Here is a 17,859-nt window from a genome sequence, read left to right as displayed (position 1 = left end):
GGCATTATCCACGAATTTTGCGCAGACGCTCGTGCATCACCGTCATCAGCACCAAGAACAGCAACAGGTACCACGGGTAGAGCGAGATGCTGATGTATTGAGCAATGACGCCGAACACCGGAGGCATAAGCAACGAGCCCATATACGCACATGCCATCTGCACGCCAACGATGGCCTGCGAGTTTTCTTCACCGAAGTACGTAGGCGTTGAATGGATAACGCATGGATAAATCGGAGCGCAGCCGAGGCCGACGACCACGAGACCAACCACAATGCCCAGATGGTGCGGCAGCGGCACGAACATAACAAGGATGCCGGCCAGAACCAGAGACTGCCCCAGCCGAATCATCGCAGGATCGGAGAGTTTCATGGTGATGAATCCAGACAATCCTCGCCCCACAGTGATGCCCACATAGAACAGGCTGGCCCAACTTGCCGCGGTGATCTTATCCACACCGCCGTGCAGCACCATGTAGCTGGATGCCCACAAGCCGGCTGTGGTCTCGATGGCGCAATAGCAGAAAAACATGATGAGGATTTCCTTGGCTCCGCGAATGGCCAGTACTCCGGCCACTCCCAGAGGCTTCCGAGTCTCTCCTTCAGGTGCAGCGGTGCTGGCGTCAGCTCGCTCTTCCGCGGTGGTGCGCTTGCGTGATTTCCACAACGGCAAACTCAGCACCAGAACCACGGTAAGCGCCACCTGCAAGATGGCAATGTACCGATATCCCCAAGGCCAGCCCTGACCGCGGGATAGCGCAAAGCCCATAATGTACGGGCCGATGGATGCGCCGACTCCCCACATGCAATGTAGCCAGCTCATGTGTCGGCTTTCATAATGCACGGCCACGTAGTTGTTCAGCGCGGCATCCACGCCGCCTGCACCGAGACCATAGGGTACGGCAATCAGCAGCAGCACCCAGTAATTCGGCGCGATGGAGAAGCCAGCCAAAGCCGCTGCGGTAAGCGCTACGGATACTGCGGTGACGCGTCCTGCCCCGAATTTCAGAGTCATACGATCCGAAAGCAATGCGGACACGATGGTGAACATGGAAATCACCGCCGAGATGCCACCTGCCCATGAGACCGGCACGGCAAGATCCTGGCTCATTGTTGGCCAAGCGGCACCTAGCAATGCATCAGGAAGACCAAGACTGATAAATGCTATGTAAATCACCGCAAGCAGCAGACTTGCCATAATTGCAACCTCTCCACCCATCAAAAACAACACTGTCCGTGACAACGATGTCATCTAGCTTACCGAATGGTAAGTAATCAACACGCCGATAGAAAGCCCGCCTTTGCGGCGCTGCAGAGAGCCATCATCAAAGCATACCGAATATCGATATGAATTCATTGGGGCACTTCCATAGTGAGTGATCTGTAATCGCTCTTCAAACAACTCCAATAAACCCCCTGTCGAACCGAAATGATGTTGGATCAGCAGGGGGGCAATTAAAAGGCGTCAGGATGATCTATCAGGTGTCAATCTTGGAGCGGTCGAAATCATCGGCATTGTCCACAATGAACTGCTTGCGAGGCGGCACATCATCGCCCATGAGCAGGCTGAAGATTTCGGAGGCCTGAGCGGCATCCTCCATACGGATGCGGCGCAGCATGCGGGTGCGCGGGTCCATAGTAGTGTCAGCCAACTGGTCGGCATCCATTTCACCCAAACCCTTGTAGCGCTGAATGTCATCGTTGTATCCGATGTGCTGCTTATCCAAGTCGGCGAGTTTGCCGGCCAGCTCATCATCGGAATACGTGTAGATGTATTCGCCCTTATGCGAGCCGGTCAATGCGATGCGGTGCAGCGGCGGCACGGCTGCATACACATATCCGTGCTCGATCAGCGGGCGCATATACCGGTAGAACAATGTCAGCAGCAGGATGCGAATGTGCGCGCCATCCACATCAGCATCGGTCATCATGATGATCTTGTGGTAGCGGGATTGTTCGATGTCGAAACTCTGACCTGAGCCGGCGCCGACCACCTGAATGATCGCCGCGCACTCCTTGTTGGAGAGCATCTGCGTAATCGACGCCTTCTGCACGTTCAAAATCTTGCCTCGAATCGGCAACAGTGCTTGGAAACCGGCGTTGCGCGCGGCCTTGGCGGTACCGAGTGCGGAATCACCCTCCACGATGAACAGTTCGGCAATGTCGTCATTGCCGGGCTGGCAATCGGAAAGTTTGGCCGGCATGGAAGCGGATTCCAACGCATTTTTGCGACGGGTGACTTCCTTGGCCTTGCGGGATTGGATGCGAGCATGCATCTCCCCCACAATCTTCTCCAGCACGCGGCCGGACTGCTCCTTGTATCCGCGCTTGGAACCGGTGATCATCTCGCCGAACTGCTTATCCGTGAGTCTGGTGACGATTGGCTTGACCTGCGCGGTACCGAGCACATCCTTGGTCTGGCCTTGGAACTGCGGTTCGGCCACTCGGGCGGTGACCACGGCCACGAGACCAGCCTGAATGTCGTCACGCTCCACCTTCATGGCGGAATCCTTAAGATTCACCTTGAGTTTGCGCGCGTTGTCTTCCACAGCCTTGCGAATCTGCTTGGTGATGCCGTTCATGAAGCCATCCACATGGGTGCCGCCGCCCGGCGTCTCCACGATGTTCACGAAGCTACGAATAGTGGTGTCGTAACCGTTCACCCAACGCAAAGCGATATCAATGCCGCAGGTGCGTTCGATTTCCTGAGCGTGCAGTTCGCCGCCCTCACCCACTGCTTGGGTTTCTTCCTTGTAGGTGCCTTCACCCTGAATACGCCAAATGTCAGAGACTGGCTCACCTTTGGAGAGGAAGTCCACGAAATCCTTGACACCACCGGTGTGGCGGAATTCCACCACACGCGGATGCGCCGGCTGTTCACCGAACGCGCCATCTACAACCTCGCTGGACGTATTCAGCGAAAAGTCCTCTTCGCTATCGTTGTTGCCATTGTTAATCGGCAGTTCATGGACATCATCCGCCGCAATGGATTGGTCTTCGGGCAACGGAGATGGTTCAGCAGATTCCGACACTTGCGTGGAAGCCGTTAAATCGGCAGCTGATTGAGGCACATTTTCGTCAACAATGGTGATTTTGAGACCGGGAACCAGGAAACTGGTCTGGCGCACACGGTCCACGAGCTGCTCGTAAGAGAATTCGGCGGTCTTGTTGAAAATCTCCGGATCAGCCCAGTAACGGATTCGCGTACCAGTGGTCTTCGGACTCACCTTGCCAATGATTTCCAACTCGGTTGGCCGGTTCTTACGGGTGCGCTTGAATGGAGAGTCCGGCGAAGGGTTGGCTGAGTCGGCATCTGTATAAACGCCGGGATGGCCTTGATGGAACGCCATGTGATGGGTTTTGCCGTCACGATCGACTTCCACGTCTAGTCGAGAGCTCAACGCATTTACCACGGAGGAACCCACACCATGCAGGCCGCCAACCGCGTTATAGGAGGAATTGCCGAACTTGGCGCCGGCATGCAGCTTGGTGAGTACTACTTCCACACCGGACAGGCCGGTCTTCGGCTCCTTATCGACAGGAATACCTCGACCGTTGTCCGCCACTTCAACCGAACCATCGGAGTGCAGCGTCACCGTGATATCCGTGCAGAATCCAGCCAAGGCCTCATCAACGGAATTGTCGATGATTTCCCACAGGCAATGCATAAGACCCTGTGAGTCGGTGGTGCCGATATACATGCCTGGGCGCTTGCGCACTGCGTCAAGGCCTTCAAGGACGGCAAGATCCTTCGCGCCATAATCTTCTGTGGCCATAAATCCTTAATTTCTCTCTAATACCATCTTGGCTTCCCTCGAGTGGAGGGAAGCCAAGCGATCGATCATTGATCCAGGAAGTCGCGCAGCGTCTGAGAACGAGACGGGTGACGCAGCTTGGACATGGTCTTGGACTCAATCTGGCGGATGCGTTCACGGGTCACGCCATAGACACGACCGATATCATCCAGGGTCTTGGGCTGGCCGTCTTCAAGACCGTAACGCATCTTAATCACGCCGGCTTCACGCGGAGACAGGGTTTCAAGCACCTGCTTGAACTGTTCCTGCAGCAGGGAGAAGGCCACGGCATCAGACGGCGCGATGGCATCGGTATCCTCAATCAGATCGCCGAACTCGGAATCGCCATCCTCACCAAGCGGAGTGTGCAGGGAAATCGGCTCACGACCGTACTTCTGTACTTCCTGCACCTTCTCCACCGGCATATCCAGCTCGCGAGCCAGCTCGTCCGGTGTAGGTTCACGACCCAAATCCTGCAGCATCTGGCGCTGCACACGGGAAAGCTTGTTGATGACTTCAACCATGTGCACAGGCACACGAATGGTACGGGCCTGATCAGCCATAGCACGGGTGATGGCCTGACGGATCCACCATGTAGCGTACGTGGAGAACTTGAAGCCCTTCTTCCAGTCGAACTTCTCCACAGCGCGGATAAGGCCCAGGTTGCCTTCCTGAATCAAATCGAGGAACAGCATGCCACGGCCCGTGTAACGCTTGGCGAGCGAGACCACGAGTCGCAGGTTAGCTTCCAGCAGATGGTCCTTGGCCTTCTTGCCGTCGGCCGCGGCCCACTTGAGCTCACGCTTACGCTTGAACTCCATGCCATCGGACTGGGTATCAAGCAGATGTTGGGCGTACAGACCGGCCTCAATGCGTTCGGACAGGTCCACTTCCTGCTCGGCGTTCAACAGGCTCACACGACCGATCTGCTTCAAGTAATCCTTGACCGGATCGGCGGTGGCGCCCGCGGCGATCACACGACGCTTCGGATTGCCTGCAGGGATGATGTTCTCGTCGTTATCATCGGTATCGGACACCACGTAGGCGCCCTTTTCCTTCGGCTTCTCCGGAAGCTTCGGCTTGGCGTCCTCATCCTCATCGTCTTCGTCATCTACATCGTCGGCATCGAGGTCGTCCTCGTCCAGATCATCAGAGTCGTCGGTGTCAACGTCATCGATGTCCTCATCCAGATCATCAACGTCGAGGTCGTCTTCATCCACCACGTCATCATCGAGATCGTCGCTCTGCTCATCTTCGGTCTTGAGAAGATCCTCATCCTCGCTCTTCTTGGCGGAGGTCTTCTTGGCCGAGGTGCGGCGCGTAGTCTTCTTCGCCGGCTTCTCGCCGGCTTCGCCTGCGGCTGCCTTGGTCGACTTCGTGGCGCGAGGTTTACGCGTGGAGGTCTTGCGTGCGGTGGTCGTAGAGCTGGCCTTCTTCTTGGTCTCGGTCTCCTCGCTGGAGTCTTCCGTCTGCTTGGTTGCCGTCGTTTCCTTCGTGGCCAAAACTGCTCCTTCTGATCTCTCGCCTGAAGTTCACATACCACATGGGCACACTTCTGGCAAGGGCAAATCGTCAACTATGTGAGTAAATCACCTTCCGCGGACGATTATTCCCATTTATCGCAAAAACAGTGTTGCAAACACAACCAATACACGCTTACGAAACCGCACGCATCACCCGTAATTCTCATTGCGAAACCCTGCTATACAGCCATTTCCTGCACCTTACACGCGCACCATGCGGGAAATACTCCGCGGTCTGCTGCAGAAAACACCATCGCCGCTAGCGAACAATCTTCATCCAGCATCAAGCATTGCAGCGCCAATGCCGCGGCGCTGGAATCTCCCAGCCACCATAACGTGTAGGCGGCAACGGCCAAAGGCTGAATGCAGTACGGCATAGGTGAAATCATGGCGATATTGAGCAGCATGTCCACACCAGTGCGGCAACGATCTTCATCAGGCATGATGCTCTCATCTTCAAATGCTGCAGTCAGCAATTGGCTCATCCGCCGTTGGGCGTGAGCGCTATGCGGTTTTGAAGCAAATTCAATGAGTTGTGCTCTGGGACATACGTCCCGGTCAATGATTATCGAAAGAATCAGAGCATCGCGAATAGAGAGTGCCTCATTCATTCCCACGGCAAACGCCGCCATAGTTTCTGGATTCAGATCGGCGATGCCTTCGTCCAGCGAAGCAAGCCACTCGTCCAAGGGCTCCCCCACCCAATCCGCATCCGCTTGTTGCGGGCCTCGTTCACGACGATCAGCATGAAAAGTGCTGGACAACATATCCAAGTCTTCCATGTCGAATGGTTCTGGCGGCAGCATCGGCTGCGATTCATATTGCTTGCCGCTATGCCGGCCTTTACGATGGGAATCATTCGTACGCTTGCCAGCCGTATTGGCGTTGCGCCGCGCATGTTTTTTACTGCTGTTTGCCATGTTTCTGTCCTCCTTGACCAAAACAAATGAATTCGAGCCATGCAACCGGCCTCGATTCGAATGGATGTGGGTCCACTATGCATGAAACGCGCGCAGAACAGAGCGAAAAACAAGGTATGTGGTTCTAGCTTCAAAGCTCAATATTTCCAACGTTGTTGTGTTCATCACAACCTGTGGATAAGTTATAAAGCATGTGCACAACCATGAATGACCTCACTATCATCGAACCACGCATCTGCGAATTGGTCCGGGAGCTGACCGATGCACCCGCTACAGGAGGAGTGGCCGACGCTTTACGACCGGTGATGAGCGAAGTCATCGATCAGGCCGTCGCTTCAAGCCAGGGTGGCAAGCGTCTGCGCGCACTGCTGAGTCTTGACGCATTTGATGCGCTGACCGCCAGCCATCATGACACTGGCTCCTCGGCGCACACCGCCATGCTTGACTTGGCCTGCGCCATCGAGGTGTTTCAAACAGCCGCATTGGTGCATGACGACATCATCGACGAATCCGATCTGCGCCGCGGTAAACCTTCCGCGCACCGGGCATTGGAGCACACCGTACATAACGCTTCCATTGGGCGCGGCCTTGGCCTGATGCTGGGCGACATTCTGGCTACGGCATGCATAGAAATCGCCCGACGAGCGGCCCGGCATCTCAATAATGGCGATGCCATCATCGAATCATTCCTCACGATGCAGCGTGAGGTGGAAATCGGCCAAGTGTTGGATCTCGGCGTGGAAATGACACCGTTAAGCGATCCTCAAGCATTGGCTGCCGCTTCACTCAACGTATTCCGCTGGAAAACCGCAAGTTACACCACTATTGCACCACTGCTATTCGCACTGCTGGCCGCAGGAGTCGAACCCGCCAAAGCTCAGCAGCAAGCACTTGCCGTCGGCGAACCCTTAGGACTGGCGTTCCAGCTTGCCGACGATCTGTTGGACGTCATTGGTTCGAGCCGCAATACCGGCAAACCGGTGGGCGGCGATATTCGCGAAGGCAAGCGCACCGTGCTGCTGGCAGACGCGCTAAGCGCGGCAGACGCATCCGACCAGCAGGAACTGCGCGATATGTTCGAAGCTGCCCACCGCGATGAGCAGCAAGTGAAACGTGCCATCGAATTATTCGGTAAGACCGGTGCCATTGATCGTTCTCGCGAGCGTATCAGCACATTGTGGAAGCAATCTCAGACAGCCATCACCGATCTTGAGCTCAATGAATCACTGGATGAATCAGGCAAACGCCGTCTCACCGAAGCATGCGCGCGGTTCATTCCTATCGATTTGCGATAGTCGGCAGTGTTCTGCCACATTGTTTCATGCCGGCCTCGCCCAGTAGCGTAGCCCGTGCCATGTAAACTGAACCATGTTCAGCTGTAGTCAAAGGAACCGTACGATTTCATGAGTGAGAACGAGCCCGCGCAGATGATTGAGGGACGCTACCGCATTGTGCGCAATATCGCCGAAGGTGGCATGGCTACCGTGTATGAAGCGGTCGATGAGCGTCTGGGCCGCACTGTGGCCATCAAAGTGATGCATACGCAGCTGGCTCAGGGACCTCATCGCGCCCAATTCGTTGAGCGTTTCCGTCGCGAAGCTAATTCCGCTGCAGCCATCGCCAATCCGCATATCGTTCAGGTGTATGATACCGGCGAATTCAATGGTCTTGATTTTCTGGTCATGGAATATGTGCATGGCATTAATCTGCGCCATGAGATGAATGTGCAGGGTACGTTCTCGGTGAGGGAAACCTTGCGCATCATCGCGGAAACGCTGGATGGTCTAGCTTCCGCGCATCGTATCGGCGTGGTGCATCGTGACATCAAGCCGGAGAATATTCTGCTCAATGATCGCGGCCATGTACAGATTACTGATTTCGGTCTTGCCAAAGCCGCTAGTCAGGCCACTCTCAGTTCGACCGGCATGCTGCTGGGCACGGCTGCCTATCTTGCGCCGGAAATGATTGAGAACAATCTGGCCACGCCGCAAGGTGACTTGTATTCGGTGGGCATCATGGCCTGGGAGATGCTCGCCGGCAAAGTGCCTTTTGATTCCGATAATCCGGTGACCCTGGTTTTCAAGCATGTGCATGAGGATGTGCCATCCATTGCCACGGTTTGCTCCGGCATCGACCCCACGGTGGCGGCATTCATCTCGCATTTGACTGCGCGTGCTGTCGAAGCTCGACCAAAAGACGGTACTGAGGCCGCGTCGGAATTGCGGCAATTGGCTGCGAAACTGCCGTTGGAGGCATGGCAATATCGTTTCCATGCTGAAACGGCTGGATCGAATCGTAATGATGCCACGGCACCGGCATTGGTGGGCGCCATCGGTAAGTCCGCGGAACATCTTACGGCCATGCAATCGGCACCGTTGGCGCCGCCAGTGCCACCGGCATCGGCAACAATCAATCAGCCGGGAGCAGCTGGAAACATTTCGGCTTCCGCTCCGATTGCCCCTACCACTGCACTCGATTCCACTGCAGCTTCTTCCTCCAATGCGAATGGCATCGGGCAAACTCGCGTGATGCGTCAAAACAGTGCGTCTGATGACGGCGAGACGCAGGTGTTGCCCCAAATGGCGGGCGAACCCACTCAGGCGCTGCATTCATCCGGCACCATTCATGCGGTTGGCGAGTCCACATCTGAAGTACCCTCCCCTGACCATCCAACGAAAAAATCACATCGCAAGATTGCGCTGATTATCGCCGCCATCGTAGCAATAGTGCTCGTATGCGTGGGCGGAGGCTTTGGCTGGTGGTGGTATGTGGGCCCCGGCAGCTACTGGAGTGTGCCACAGCCTGAAGATGTGTCCTGCACTACTGACGATACCCAATGCTCGCTTTCCGGAGCGGACTGGTCTACCTATGAGAGCTTGCTTAAAACGGCCGGCATCCCGTATACCTCTTCGGAGCAGTTCAGCGATACCGTCGATAAGGGCAAGATTATTTCAGCAACCATCGATAAGACTGAAGCATTTGTGCACAGCCATGTGGGCAAGCGCAGCGATCAGCAGATTGAGATCGTGGTATCCAAGGGCGCACACATGGTTACTGTGCCGGACGATATTCTTGATCCGACTTCAGCCAATGGCAAGGATCCACTGAACGCATTGAAGAACGCGGGATTCAGCAACATTACCCATGATGAATCTGGCGATCAGTATTCGATGGATGTTCCGGAAGGCGCAGCATTAACCATCTCCCCCGATCCCGGCACTACAGTAAAGCATGATGCTGAGGTGACCATCACGCTGAGTAAAGGTCCTATGCCGGTCAGCATGCCCGATATTGTCGGTAAGACCAAGGATGAGATGCTCTCAACGTTCAGTGATCTGAAGCTCACTGCGAATATCACTGAGGAATTTGACGATAAAATTGCTTCCGGCACTGTGATTTCATCTTCGCAGAAGGCTGGAACGCAGCTCAAATGGGGCGATAGTGTTGATGTGGTGATTTCCAAAGGACCGGAAACCACTGTTTTGCCCAATGTGGTAGGCATGACCTATGACGATGCTGCCAAGCAATTGGAGAAGCTCGGGTTCACGGTGAAGAAGTCTGCGCCTCTTGGCGATTTGACGCATGAAGTTCGTATCCAAAGCCCCAAGGCTGGCGAAACCGTGCGACTGCGTGACGAAAACGGTACCCCAACCGTTATCACACTGACCGTGGTGTGACTCGACAATATATAGTTTTTGCGGCAGATAATGCTGTGAATACTAATAATGGCTCCCTCACGATGGCGAGGGAGCCATTATTAGTATTAGCGGTTTATTCGTGACCCTTGGTGAAGGCTGACGATTTACTCAGTTGCCGCAGTTTCCTTTGCTTCCTTAGCAGCCTTCATTTCGGCCTTGACCTTCTGAGCGTATTCGTCCACGTATTCCTGACCGCTCATGGCCTGAATGGCGGCAGACACACGATCAGTCAACTCGCGAAGTTCAGCGTGGGTGATTTCATCAGCAGACTTCTTGGAAACCTCAATCGGCTTACCATATTTGACCTGGGTCTTGCCTTTCTTCGGAATCGAAGTACCAATCGGCTGCAGCAAATCCGAACCAATCAGTGCCACCGGCACAATCGGGCAACCGGTTTCCAAAGCGAGGCGCGCCACACCGGTGTGCCCCTTGTACATGCGTCCGTCCGGGCTACGAGTTCCCTCGATGTGAATGCCAAATAGGTGGCCATCTTCAATGATCTCACGCGCATGCTCGAGTGCACCAAGCGACTTGTTGCCACCGGAACGATCCACAGGGAACACGCCCACGGAAGTGAACCACCACTTCTTGAACTTGCCCTTCAGTCCCTTACCCTCAAAGTATTCGGCTTTGCCCATGAAATGCACCATACGAGGGCAGGTGATAGGAATCAGCGCATCATCAATCACAGCGAGATGGTTTGCTGCAATAATGGCGCCACCGGAGCGCGGCACATTGTTCAAGCCGGAAACGGTGGGGCCGAGACGATGACGAGCAATAGGACCAAAAACTTTAACGAAGAACCAGTACAGCACTTGGCGTTTCCCTCCCTGCGCGGTTTGGGGCATCAGATTAGAGTGGTGTATATGACTGACCTCAACAATACCAACGCAGCTGACGAGCCGACAACGCCCACGCCGGATGATGGCGCAAAGCATGATGATCTCGATGCCGCTTGGGCGGCATTCGAAGCCGAGCATAAGGCCGATCTCAATGATGTGGCGTCTTCTCGGCAAGCCAAGAAATTCGAGAAGCAGGCCAAGAAGCGGGAGAAGGAGGCACTGCTTTCCGTGGACGATTTGGATGCTGGCGCTTTCACTGATGGCGTTCGCCCATTTCACGAGCGTTCACAGCAGAGCCGAGGCCCGCGCGATTTCACCGGCTCGAGTTGGCTTGATACCGATGATGTGATGGACCGTTACGATGATGGCGGTTTCACCCCTCCGAACCCGGATTTGGGGCCGGCTCACGCTTCGACCGTATTATCGGTGGCTCTGCTGGTTATCGGCGTGGTTGGCATCTTGGTGATGATTCTCGTGCCCGCGCTATACAGCATTCCAGTGCTCAGCACCATACTGAACATTGCGTTTGGCGTATGCACAATCATCGGCCTTGGCAATCTCATGTACAAAGCGCTCACTCGCAAAAACCGTCCCGGAGACAAAGGCGGCTATTTCGACGACGGCGCACGCGTGTAGCCTCGGCAGGTTCACGCTCAAGCACCATTCTCTTTTGACATATCCTGACTGTAGGTTTTTCAACACTGACTGTAGGTTTTTGAACGTTTTCCGTTGGAAATCCTACAGTCAGTGTCAGAAATCCTACAGTCAGTGTTGAAAAACCTACAGTCTAGTTGAGGCTGATCGAGGAATATCGGTTTATGAGGCAAAATCGATGGATTCCTGAAGCTCGGCGATCATCGACTTGGCAGCTTCCAGTGGTTTACGTTTGCCAAAGACCACATCCTGTTGATAGCGCACGATGGTCTTGTCCAATTCGGATGCACCGTTTGGCGTGATTGCCGGAGCCTTGCCGATGGTGGCTTGAATATCGTCCACAAAATTCAGTGCTGATTTGTCAGTACCCGAGGCACTGCCGGCAAGCATCTTACGAATATCGTTGTTCGCCGGTATACCGCGCTCGGTGCCGAGGACCGCACCTGCTTGCTTGTTATTGATCAGATAATCAATCAACATGGCCGCCTCGGCGGGATGCTGCGAGCCGGAGGAAATGGCCCAATACATGCCGGGCTTCAAGTACATGGTCTTTGCCCCGGGAGTCACCTGAGGCATAGGCACCACCGTCATGTTCTGTGTACCCGCAGCCTCAGCGTATGGTGTAATCATCGTTGCCTGCGTAATCATCATGGCTTGCTTGCCTTTGCCAAAATCCGTATCATTCAAGCTGGCTGCCGTGTTCTCACTCCAACGTTCAGCATTGCCTTCAATACCATTCTTCGCCCAATCAGCAGGCAATTGCAGAAATGATGCCAGCGTTTTCGGCGAGATGGTAATGGCATTGCCCTTAAACAGGCTCTCACCACGCTGACGTGCCCATAATTGCAAGCCGTATCCATTGTTTGGAGCAATCGATCCGATGTATTGCCCGGCTGAACGTTCAGTTACCTGTTGAGCGAATTTTTCAAAATCATTCCATGTCCATTGGTCGGTATCCGGTAGTGTAAGGCCCAGAGAATCTAGCACATCGTTGTTGACGATGACACCGTATTGTGCGGTTGTGGCTGGAGCCGCCACCTGCTCGCCTTCGACTTGCCCCATCGATTTAAGCGACGCATCCATCGTGCTCAAATCCAAATATTGAGAAGCCTTGTTCAAATCGAGCAGTGAGCCCATAGAACCGTAAAAAGCGAGATACAGCTCGTCCATCTGCATCACATCCGGCGCGTTACCACCTGCGGATTGCACGGCGAGCTTGTCCCAGTAGCCGGTCCAATCCGAGTATTCCATATCGACATGGATATTCGGATGCTCGGCTTCGAAACCCTTAACCGCTTGCTCGGTGGCTTTGATGCGGGCGTCGCCACCCCACCAGTTGAGACGAATCGTCACATCGCCATCAGCCGGTACCACCGGCACATCAGAAGCGCCAACTGAGCTACCGCACGCAGCGGCACTGCACAACGTCACCGTAGCCAATCCAGCTGCCATTACTTTCTTCCACACACGATTCATCACTTGCCTCCCGTCGTGGCAATTCCCTGAACGAGATACTTTTGGCCGAATGTAAATACCAAGAACAGCGGAATCAACGAAACCACACTCATGGCAAACATCGGTCCATAGCTGGATTGGGATTGTGAGTCGATGAATGTACGCAATGCGATCGGCACGGTGTACATATCCGGTTTGGTCAAGTACAACAGCTGGCTGAAGAAGTCGTTCCATGTCCAGATGAATGTGAATACCGCGCAAGTGCCGATGGCGGGCTTCATTAACGGCAGCAAAATCTGGAAAAAGATACGAATATGACCGGCACCGTCGATTTTGGCGGCTTCATCCAAATCATGCGGCAGTCCGCGCAGGAACTGGTAGAAGAGGAAGGTGAAGAACCCATCCATAGCCAAGAACTTCGGCACGATTAACGGCACAAAGGTGTTGATCAGGTGCAGCGAATTCCACATGATGTACTGAGGAATCACAATCACATGAATCGGAATCATGAGCATCAGAAGCATGAATCCGAACAGCATGCCGCGGAATCGGAAGTTCAAACGGGCGAATGCGTAGGCAGCCATCGAACAGGTGAGGATGTTGCCGATGATGGCAAATACCACGATAATCAGCGAGTTGAGAATGTACCGACCGAACGGGTAGCTCAATGCATTCCATCCGGCAACATAGTTTTCCCAGACTGGTTTGGTGACCAGCAACCCCATATTGGTGAATATCTCACTTTGCGGGCGCAGAGAGCTTGCAATCATCCACAGAATCGGATACAGCATCAGGATTGCGAGCAACAGTATCAGAATCTGCTTGGCAACAGAACCCACTACGCGCGCAATACTACGGCCGCGATGGGGCTGCATCCCCGCACCGGAACCAAGTTCGGCATACGCTTGTTGCCGCATCCGTTCACGCATCTCACGCATAGTGGTCTCCTTGATGGATTGAGGAGGATTCAGCATGGCATTCATCGTTGCAACGTCAGTCATCGTAATGCACCCAGAACTTCGAAAGAGCGAAATTGATTCCAGTAAGCGCGGCCACGATCAGCACCATGATCCAAGCCAACGCGGACGCGTATCCCATACGCAATGAGGCGAAACCTTGCTGATATAGGTACAGCGTGTAGAACAGTGTGGAGTCAGATGGTCCACCAGTGCCGCCGGAAACCACATACGCTTGCGTGAAGGTCTGGAACGAGTTGATCACGCTCATCACCAGATTGAAGAAGATAATCGGACTGAGCATCGGCAAGGTGATAGATCGGAATTGGCGCCATTTGCCGGCACCATCCACGCTGGCTGCCTCGTAAAGCTCGCGCGGTATCTGACGCAGACCGGCAAGGAAGATGACCATCGGCGAGCCAAACTGCCATACGTGTAAGGCGATGAGCGTCCAGTTGGCGGTATCAGGGTTGGCTATCCACGACATTGATGTATCAATACCAAGCAATCCCAACAATGCATTGAACAGGCCGTCTGAGCCGAAGACCATCTTCCACAGCACCGCCACGGCCACCGAGCCGCCCAACATCGAAGGCAGGTAGAACGCCGAACGGTAGAAGGCAAGTCCGCGCATGCCTCGGTCCAGCAGTACAGCCAAGGCGAGAGCGGCAACAAGCTGCAACGGTACAGAGATAACCACGTAAATCAACGTGACAGTAAGTGAATTGATGAATCTGGGGTCGGCGAGCATATGCCGATAGTTCATCAGACCGACAAATTGAGGCGGTTTAATCATGTTGTATTTGGTGAAAGAAATCACCAACGAATACACCATAGGAATCAGGCTTAGGAACAACGCGCCAATCAACCAAGGTGCCAGAAAACCCAATGCCACTTTCGTGTCAGTCGGTTTGTCTTTCGGCTTATGCCGGTTTTTGACCAGCGACCCGAATTCCGAAAACGAACTCACGATGTTCCTCCCATGATTCCACGCCGTCATCGGCCGGATATGGTTTAAGGATAACGTTTGCGTTCCCATTCATCCTAATTGTTGCCATTGTTGCCAAAATGATTGCATCAATATCGAGATATAAAAAAGCTCCCCTCGCATGAGGGGAGCTCGATAACCAATGATGATTGGCCGTACATCTTGACCGCTATGCAATCAGGCCTTGGACTTGGCGGTCTCAATCCACTTGTTCAGCAGCGCTTCGGCCTTGCCGGAATCGACAGCATCCTCGGCAATCTTGTAGGCTTCAGCGAAGCGCTCAGCCAGCGAACCATCACCCACCAGGTGCCCGTCAGCCACGATGGCGGAGGCGGCGTTGAGCAATGCAGTGGAGCGGGACGGCACATCCTTTCCGGCCAGGAAATCGCGGAATGCGGCAGCATTGACTTCAGGTTCGCCGCCCTTCAGGTCGGCGACATCGATCTTGGCGAGGCCGAGATCAACGGTCGGGTCGAAGTCGGTTTCGGTAACCTTGCCGTCGCGAATCTCCCAGACGGAGACCGGACCGGTGGGAGCGAGCTCATCCATGCCCTCATGCGAGGTGTAGACCATGCCGGACTGACCGGCCGCCGCATAAGCGCCTGCCATGATTGGGCTCATGACACGGTTGGCGCAACCGATGGCCACATGTGCCGGCTTAGCCGGGTTGGTCAACGGTCCCAGCACGTTGAACACGCACGGGATGCCGAGGGCCGCGCGAACCGGGCCCACAAAACGCATTGCCGGGTGGAAGGTACGGGCGAAGGCGAACGTGATGCCCACTTCGTCACCGACCTCACCCACAGCTTCCGGCTTCAAATCGAGCGGCAAACCCAGAGCTTCCAGCACATCGGCGGCACCGCACTTCGAGGATGCGGCGCGGTTACCATGCTTGACGATCTTCACACCGGCTGCGGCAGCAACCACCGCGCCCATCGTGGAAAGATTCACCGTGGCGAAGCCGTCGCCACCAGTGCCCACGATATCCGTGGTCTCGCCGGAAACATTCAGCGGCACAGCATGAGACACCATAGCCTTGGCTGCACCCGACACTTCTTCAGCGGTCAGGCCCAGCTGCTGCTGCATGGCGAGCGCCGCACCCACTGCTGCGGGATTCGCATTGCCCTTCATCAGATCATCAACGAACCACTCGGATTCCTCGGCGCTCAGGTGGTCTCCCCCGACCAGCTTGGTGAGAATCGACTTCCATGTGATCTCTGCCATTGTTCCTCCTTGACGCACATTAGCGCCCGATAGCTAGTAACGCGGCTCATTGTAATGGCCGCACGTTTCTCGAGACGCAAACTTCCATATTGCAAAATATGACGCAAAAGGCTCCCCCTCAGGGAAGGGGAGCCAGTGCGTTCATCAGCTATTTTGCGATTGGCTGATTATTCAGTATCAAGCAGTCAATCCTGCCACATCACTCGGTGGTTTGCGGCCAGCACTGCTCGTACTTGATGCCGGTGAGCTGTTCGACGACCTTCTTGGTTGCGGGATCGACGTCGGCCTTCTTGCCGCCTGCCTTCAGTCGGTCGATTTCCTTCAGCAGCACGGCGTCGGTGTTCTTGTCGAGCTTCATCGTGAAGGAGATGATCCAGGCGACGGCGAGACCAGCGATGATCCACCAGACCAGCACAGTGCCGATGGCGTTCACGGCCTGCTCAGGCTGCGGCTTGCCAGCCTTGAACGCTTCTTCCACGAAGCCGTTGGCACCAAGGAACCAGCCCCAAGCCATTGCGGACAGGCCTGCGGTGATCTTGCGGGCGAACTGCTGGAAGCCGATGTAGAGGCCACCGCGGTTCTCGCCTGCCATGATCATGTCGACATCCGGGATGAACGGGAACACGTTCCACGGGATGAACCAGGTCATGGCGCGGAAGATCAGCCACCAGATCATAACTACGTACAGTGCCACGTTCCATGCGGTGGTGTTGTTCTGGGATGCGGTCTGCCACAGACCCCACAGGCCCAAGAGGCCCAGGATGGCGCCGGCGAAGTTCAGGGAGAACATCTTGCGCGGGCCGAGCTTGGCGAAGATCCAGCCGAACACTGGCTTGAGCGGCTCACCAATCAATGCCATGCCGAGCAGGGCGGAACCGAATGCGACCGGCTTGTTGAGGTTGTAAAGCACGAAGAACAGCCACACCTGGCCGAAGATGTCCAGGAAGGACTGGCCGAGCAGGTAGATGAGGATGTGCTTGCGGAAGGTCTTGTTGCGCAGAGTGGAGAAGTAACCGACGAAGATATCAGCCACGCCCTTGAGCCACTTGCCGAAGTTGAACGGCTCTTTCTTTTCCGCCTCGATAGCGGCCTCGTCAAATCCTGCCTCTTCAGGAGTGAGCTCCCAAGTGGACTTGTAGGCGATGAACACGAACACGGCAAACAGTACGATGAAGAAGCCCATCGAAATGGTGTAGGAAGAGCTTTGCTTATCTCCCAAAGCCTTCAGGAAGGCGGCCATGCCCAGCGGAATCACGGCGGTGGAGATGCCGGAGAACAGCATACGCGTGGTGGAGAGCATAGTGCGGCCGTTGAAGTCGGTGGTCATTTCGTTCGGCAGCACCGAGTACGGGGTCATAATCAGCTGGTTGGCGATGATCCACAGTGCGTACACCACGAAGTAGGCCCACACCGGCAGTCCCGGCACGAACATCAGAATAGTGACGAGCAGGGTCGGCACGCCAAGCAGAATCAGGAAACGACGGCGGCCGAATTTACGACCGATCTTGTACTTGTACAGGTTGTCGGACAGAGTGCCGAACACCAGTGCGGAGAATGCGGCGAGCATGGTGGCGATGCCGACGATGGAACCGGCCTGGGCCACCTTGAGTCCAGCGAATGTGGTCCAGAAGAGGGTTAGGTACGTGGCGATCTGGCCGAAGCCACCACCGTAGAAATCACCGAACGCGTATCCGATTGCGTTGATGAGCTTGATTTTGCGTCCTTGAGGCGCCTTAGCCTCAGGAGCTGCTGCCTGCTGTGTCATTGCAGCATTCCTTTCTTTGTCCGGCCCAACATTGCCGGGCCGA

General features: G+C 55.1%; 13 protein-coding genes. 3 read left to right on the top strand and 10 right to left on the bottom strand.

Annotation, left to right across the window (positions count from 1 at the left end):
• Nucleotides 1–4: 4 nt before the first annotated feature.
• The 4 genes from Tam1G_RS00420 to Tam1G_RS00405 all read right to left on the bottom strand — a co-directional run bounded on the left by Tam1G_RS00420 (nt 5) and on the right by Tam1G_RS00405 (nt 6,234).
• Complete coding sequence (locus tag Tam1G_RS00420; protein WP_165781845.1) at nt 5–1,195, bottom strand: MFS transporter; 1,191 nt, start codon at nt 1,193–1,195, stop codon at nt 5–7.
• A 280-nt stretch (nt 1,196–1,475) separates the two neighbouring features.
• Nucleotides 1,476–3,773, bottom strand: a complete 2,298-nt coding sequence (locus tag Tam1G_RS00415; RefSeq protein ID WP_101625042.1) for a DNA gyrase/topoisomerase IV subunit B — start codon at nt 3,771–3,773, stop codon at nt 1,476–1,478.
• Nucleotides 3,774–3,838: 65 nt separating this feature from the next.
• Complete coding sequence (locus Tam1G_RS00410; protein ID WP_101625041.1) at nt 3,839–5,293, bottom strand: RNA polymerase sigma factor; 1,455 nt, start codon at nt 5,291–5,293, stop codon at nt 3,839–3,841.
• 200 nt (nt 5,294–5,493) lie between these two features.
• Nucleotides 5,494–6,234, bottom strand: coding sequence for a DUF4192 domain-containing protein (locus Tam1G_RS00405; RefSeq protein WP_242689633.1), 741 nt, complete (start codon nt 6,232–6,234; stop codon nt 5,494–5,496).
• A 191-nt stretch (nt 6,235–6,425) separates the two neighbouring features.
• Here Tam1G_RS00405 and Tam1G_RS00400 point away from each other — a divergent pair, with 191 nt between their 5' ends.
• Complete coding sequence (locus Tam1G_RS00400; RefSeq protein ID WP_101625040.1) at nt 6,426–7,529, top strand: polyprenyl synthetase family protein; 1,104 nt, start codon at nt 6,426–6,428, stop codon at nt 7,527–7,529.
• A 108-nt stretch (nt 7,530–7,637) separates the two neighbouring features.
• Nucleotides 7,638–9,911, top strand: coding sequence for a Stk1 family PASTA domain-containing Ser/Thr kinase (locus Tam1G_RS00395; protein WP_101625039.1), 2,274 nt, complete (start codon nt 7,638–7,640; stop codon nt 9,909–9,911).
• Nucleotides 9,912–10,036: 125 nt separating this feature from the next.
• Here the strand turns inward: Tam1G_RS00395 and Tam1G_RS00390 are convergent, their stop codons facing one another.
• Complete coding sequence (locus tag Tam1G_RS00390) at nt 10,037–10,747, bottom strand: lysophospholipid acyltransferase family protein (RefSeq protein WP_033890108.1); 711 nt, start codon at nt 10,745–10,747, stop codon at nt 10,037–10,039.
• Between the two features lie 51 nt (nt 10,748–10,798).
• On the opposite strand from Tam1G_RS00390, the gene Tam1G_RS00385 reads away from it, so the two are divergent.
• Nucleotides 10,799–11,410, top strand: coding sequence for a hypothetical protein (locus Tam1G_RS00385; protein WP_101625038.1), 612 nt, complete (start codon nt 10,799–10,801; stop codon nt 11,408–11,410).
• Nucleotides 11,411–11,590: 180 nt separating this feature from the next.
• Here Tam1G_RS00385 and Tam1G_RS00380 read toward each other — a convergent pair whose 3' ends face one another.
• The 5 genes from Tam1G_RS00380 to Tam1G_RS00360 all read right to left on the bottom strand — a co-directional run bounded on the left by Tam1G_RS00380 (nt 11,591) and on the right by Tam1G_RS00360 (nt 17,816).
• Entirely contained in the window at nt 11,591–12,880 is a 1,290-nt protein-coding gene (locus Tam1G_RS00380; RefSeq protein WP_165781844.1) for an ABC transporter substrate-binding protein, read from the bottom strand.
• A gap of 23 nt (nt 12,881–12,903) precedes the next feature.
• Nucleotides 12,904–13,884: a carbohydrate ABC transporter permease gene (locus tag Tam1G_RS00375; RefSeq protein ID WP_242689634.1), complete on the bottom strand. Its 981-nt coding sequence runs from the start codon at nt 13,882–13,884 to the stop codon at nt 12,904–12,906.
• Nucleotides 13,877–14,809 (bottom strand): carbohydrate ABC transporter permease, encoded by a 933-nt coding sequence (locus tag Tam1G_RS00370; protein ID WP_207553050.1) that lies wholly within the window; start codon nt 14,807–14,809, stop codon nt 13,877–13,879. The genes Tam1G_RS00375 and Tam1G_RS00370 overlap by 8 nt, the downstream gene beginning before the upstream one ends.
• 195 nt (nt 14,810–15,004) lie before the next feature.
• Nucleotides 15,005–16,051: an anthranilate phosphoribosyltransferase gene (gene trpD / locus Tam1G_RS00365; RefSeq protein ID WP_101625035.1), complete on the bottom strand. Its 1,047-nt coding sequence runs from the start codon at nt 16,049–16,051 to the stop codon at nt 15,005–15,007.
• A gap of 199 nt (nt 16,052–16,250) precedes the next feature.
• A complete protein-coding gene (locus Tam1G_RS00360; protein WP_165781843.1) occupies nt 16,251–17,816 on the bottom strand; it encodes an MFS transporter in 1,566 nt (521 codons plus the stop codon).
• Nucleotides 17,817–17,859: the final 43 nt, after the last annotated feature.

The sequence above is a fragment of the Bifidobacterium imperatoris genome (assembly GCF_002860405.1).
In the GTDB taxonomy this organism is placed as follows: domain Bacteria; phylum Actinomycetota; class Actinomycetes; order Actinomycetales; family Bifidobacteriaceae; genus Bifidobacterium; species Bifidobacterium imperatoris.
The sequence above is the reverse complement of the archived record's forward strand: the minus strand, read 5'-3'. Positions and strand labels throughout refer to the sequence as shown.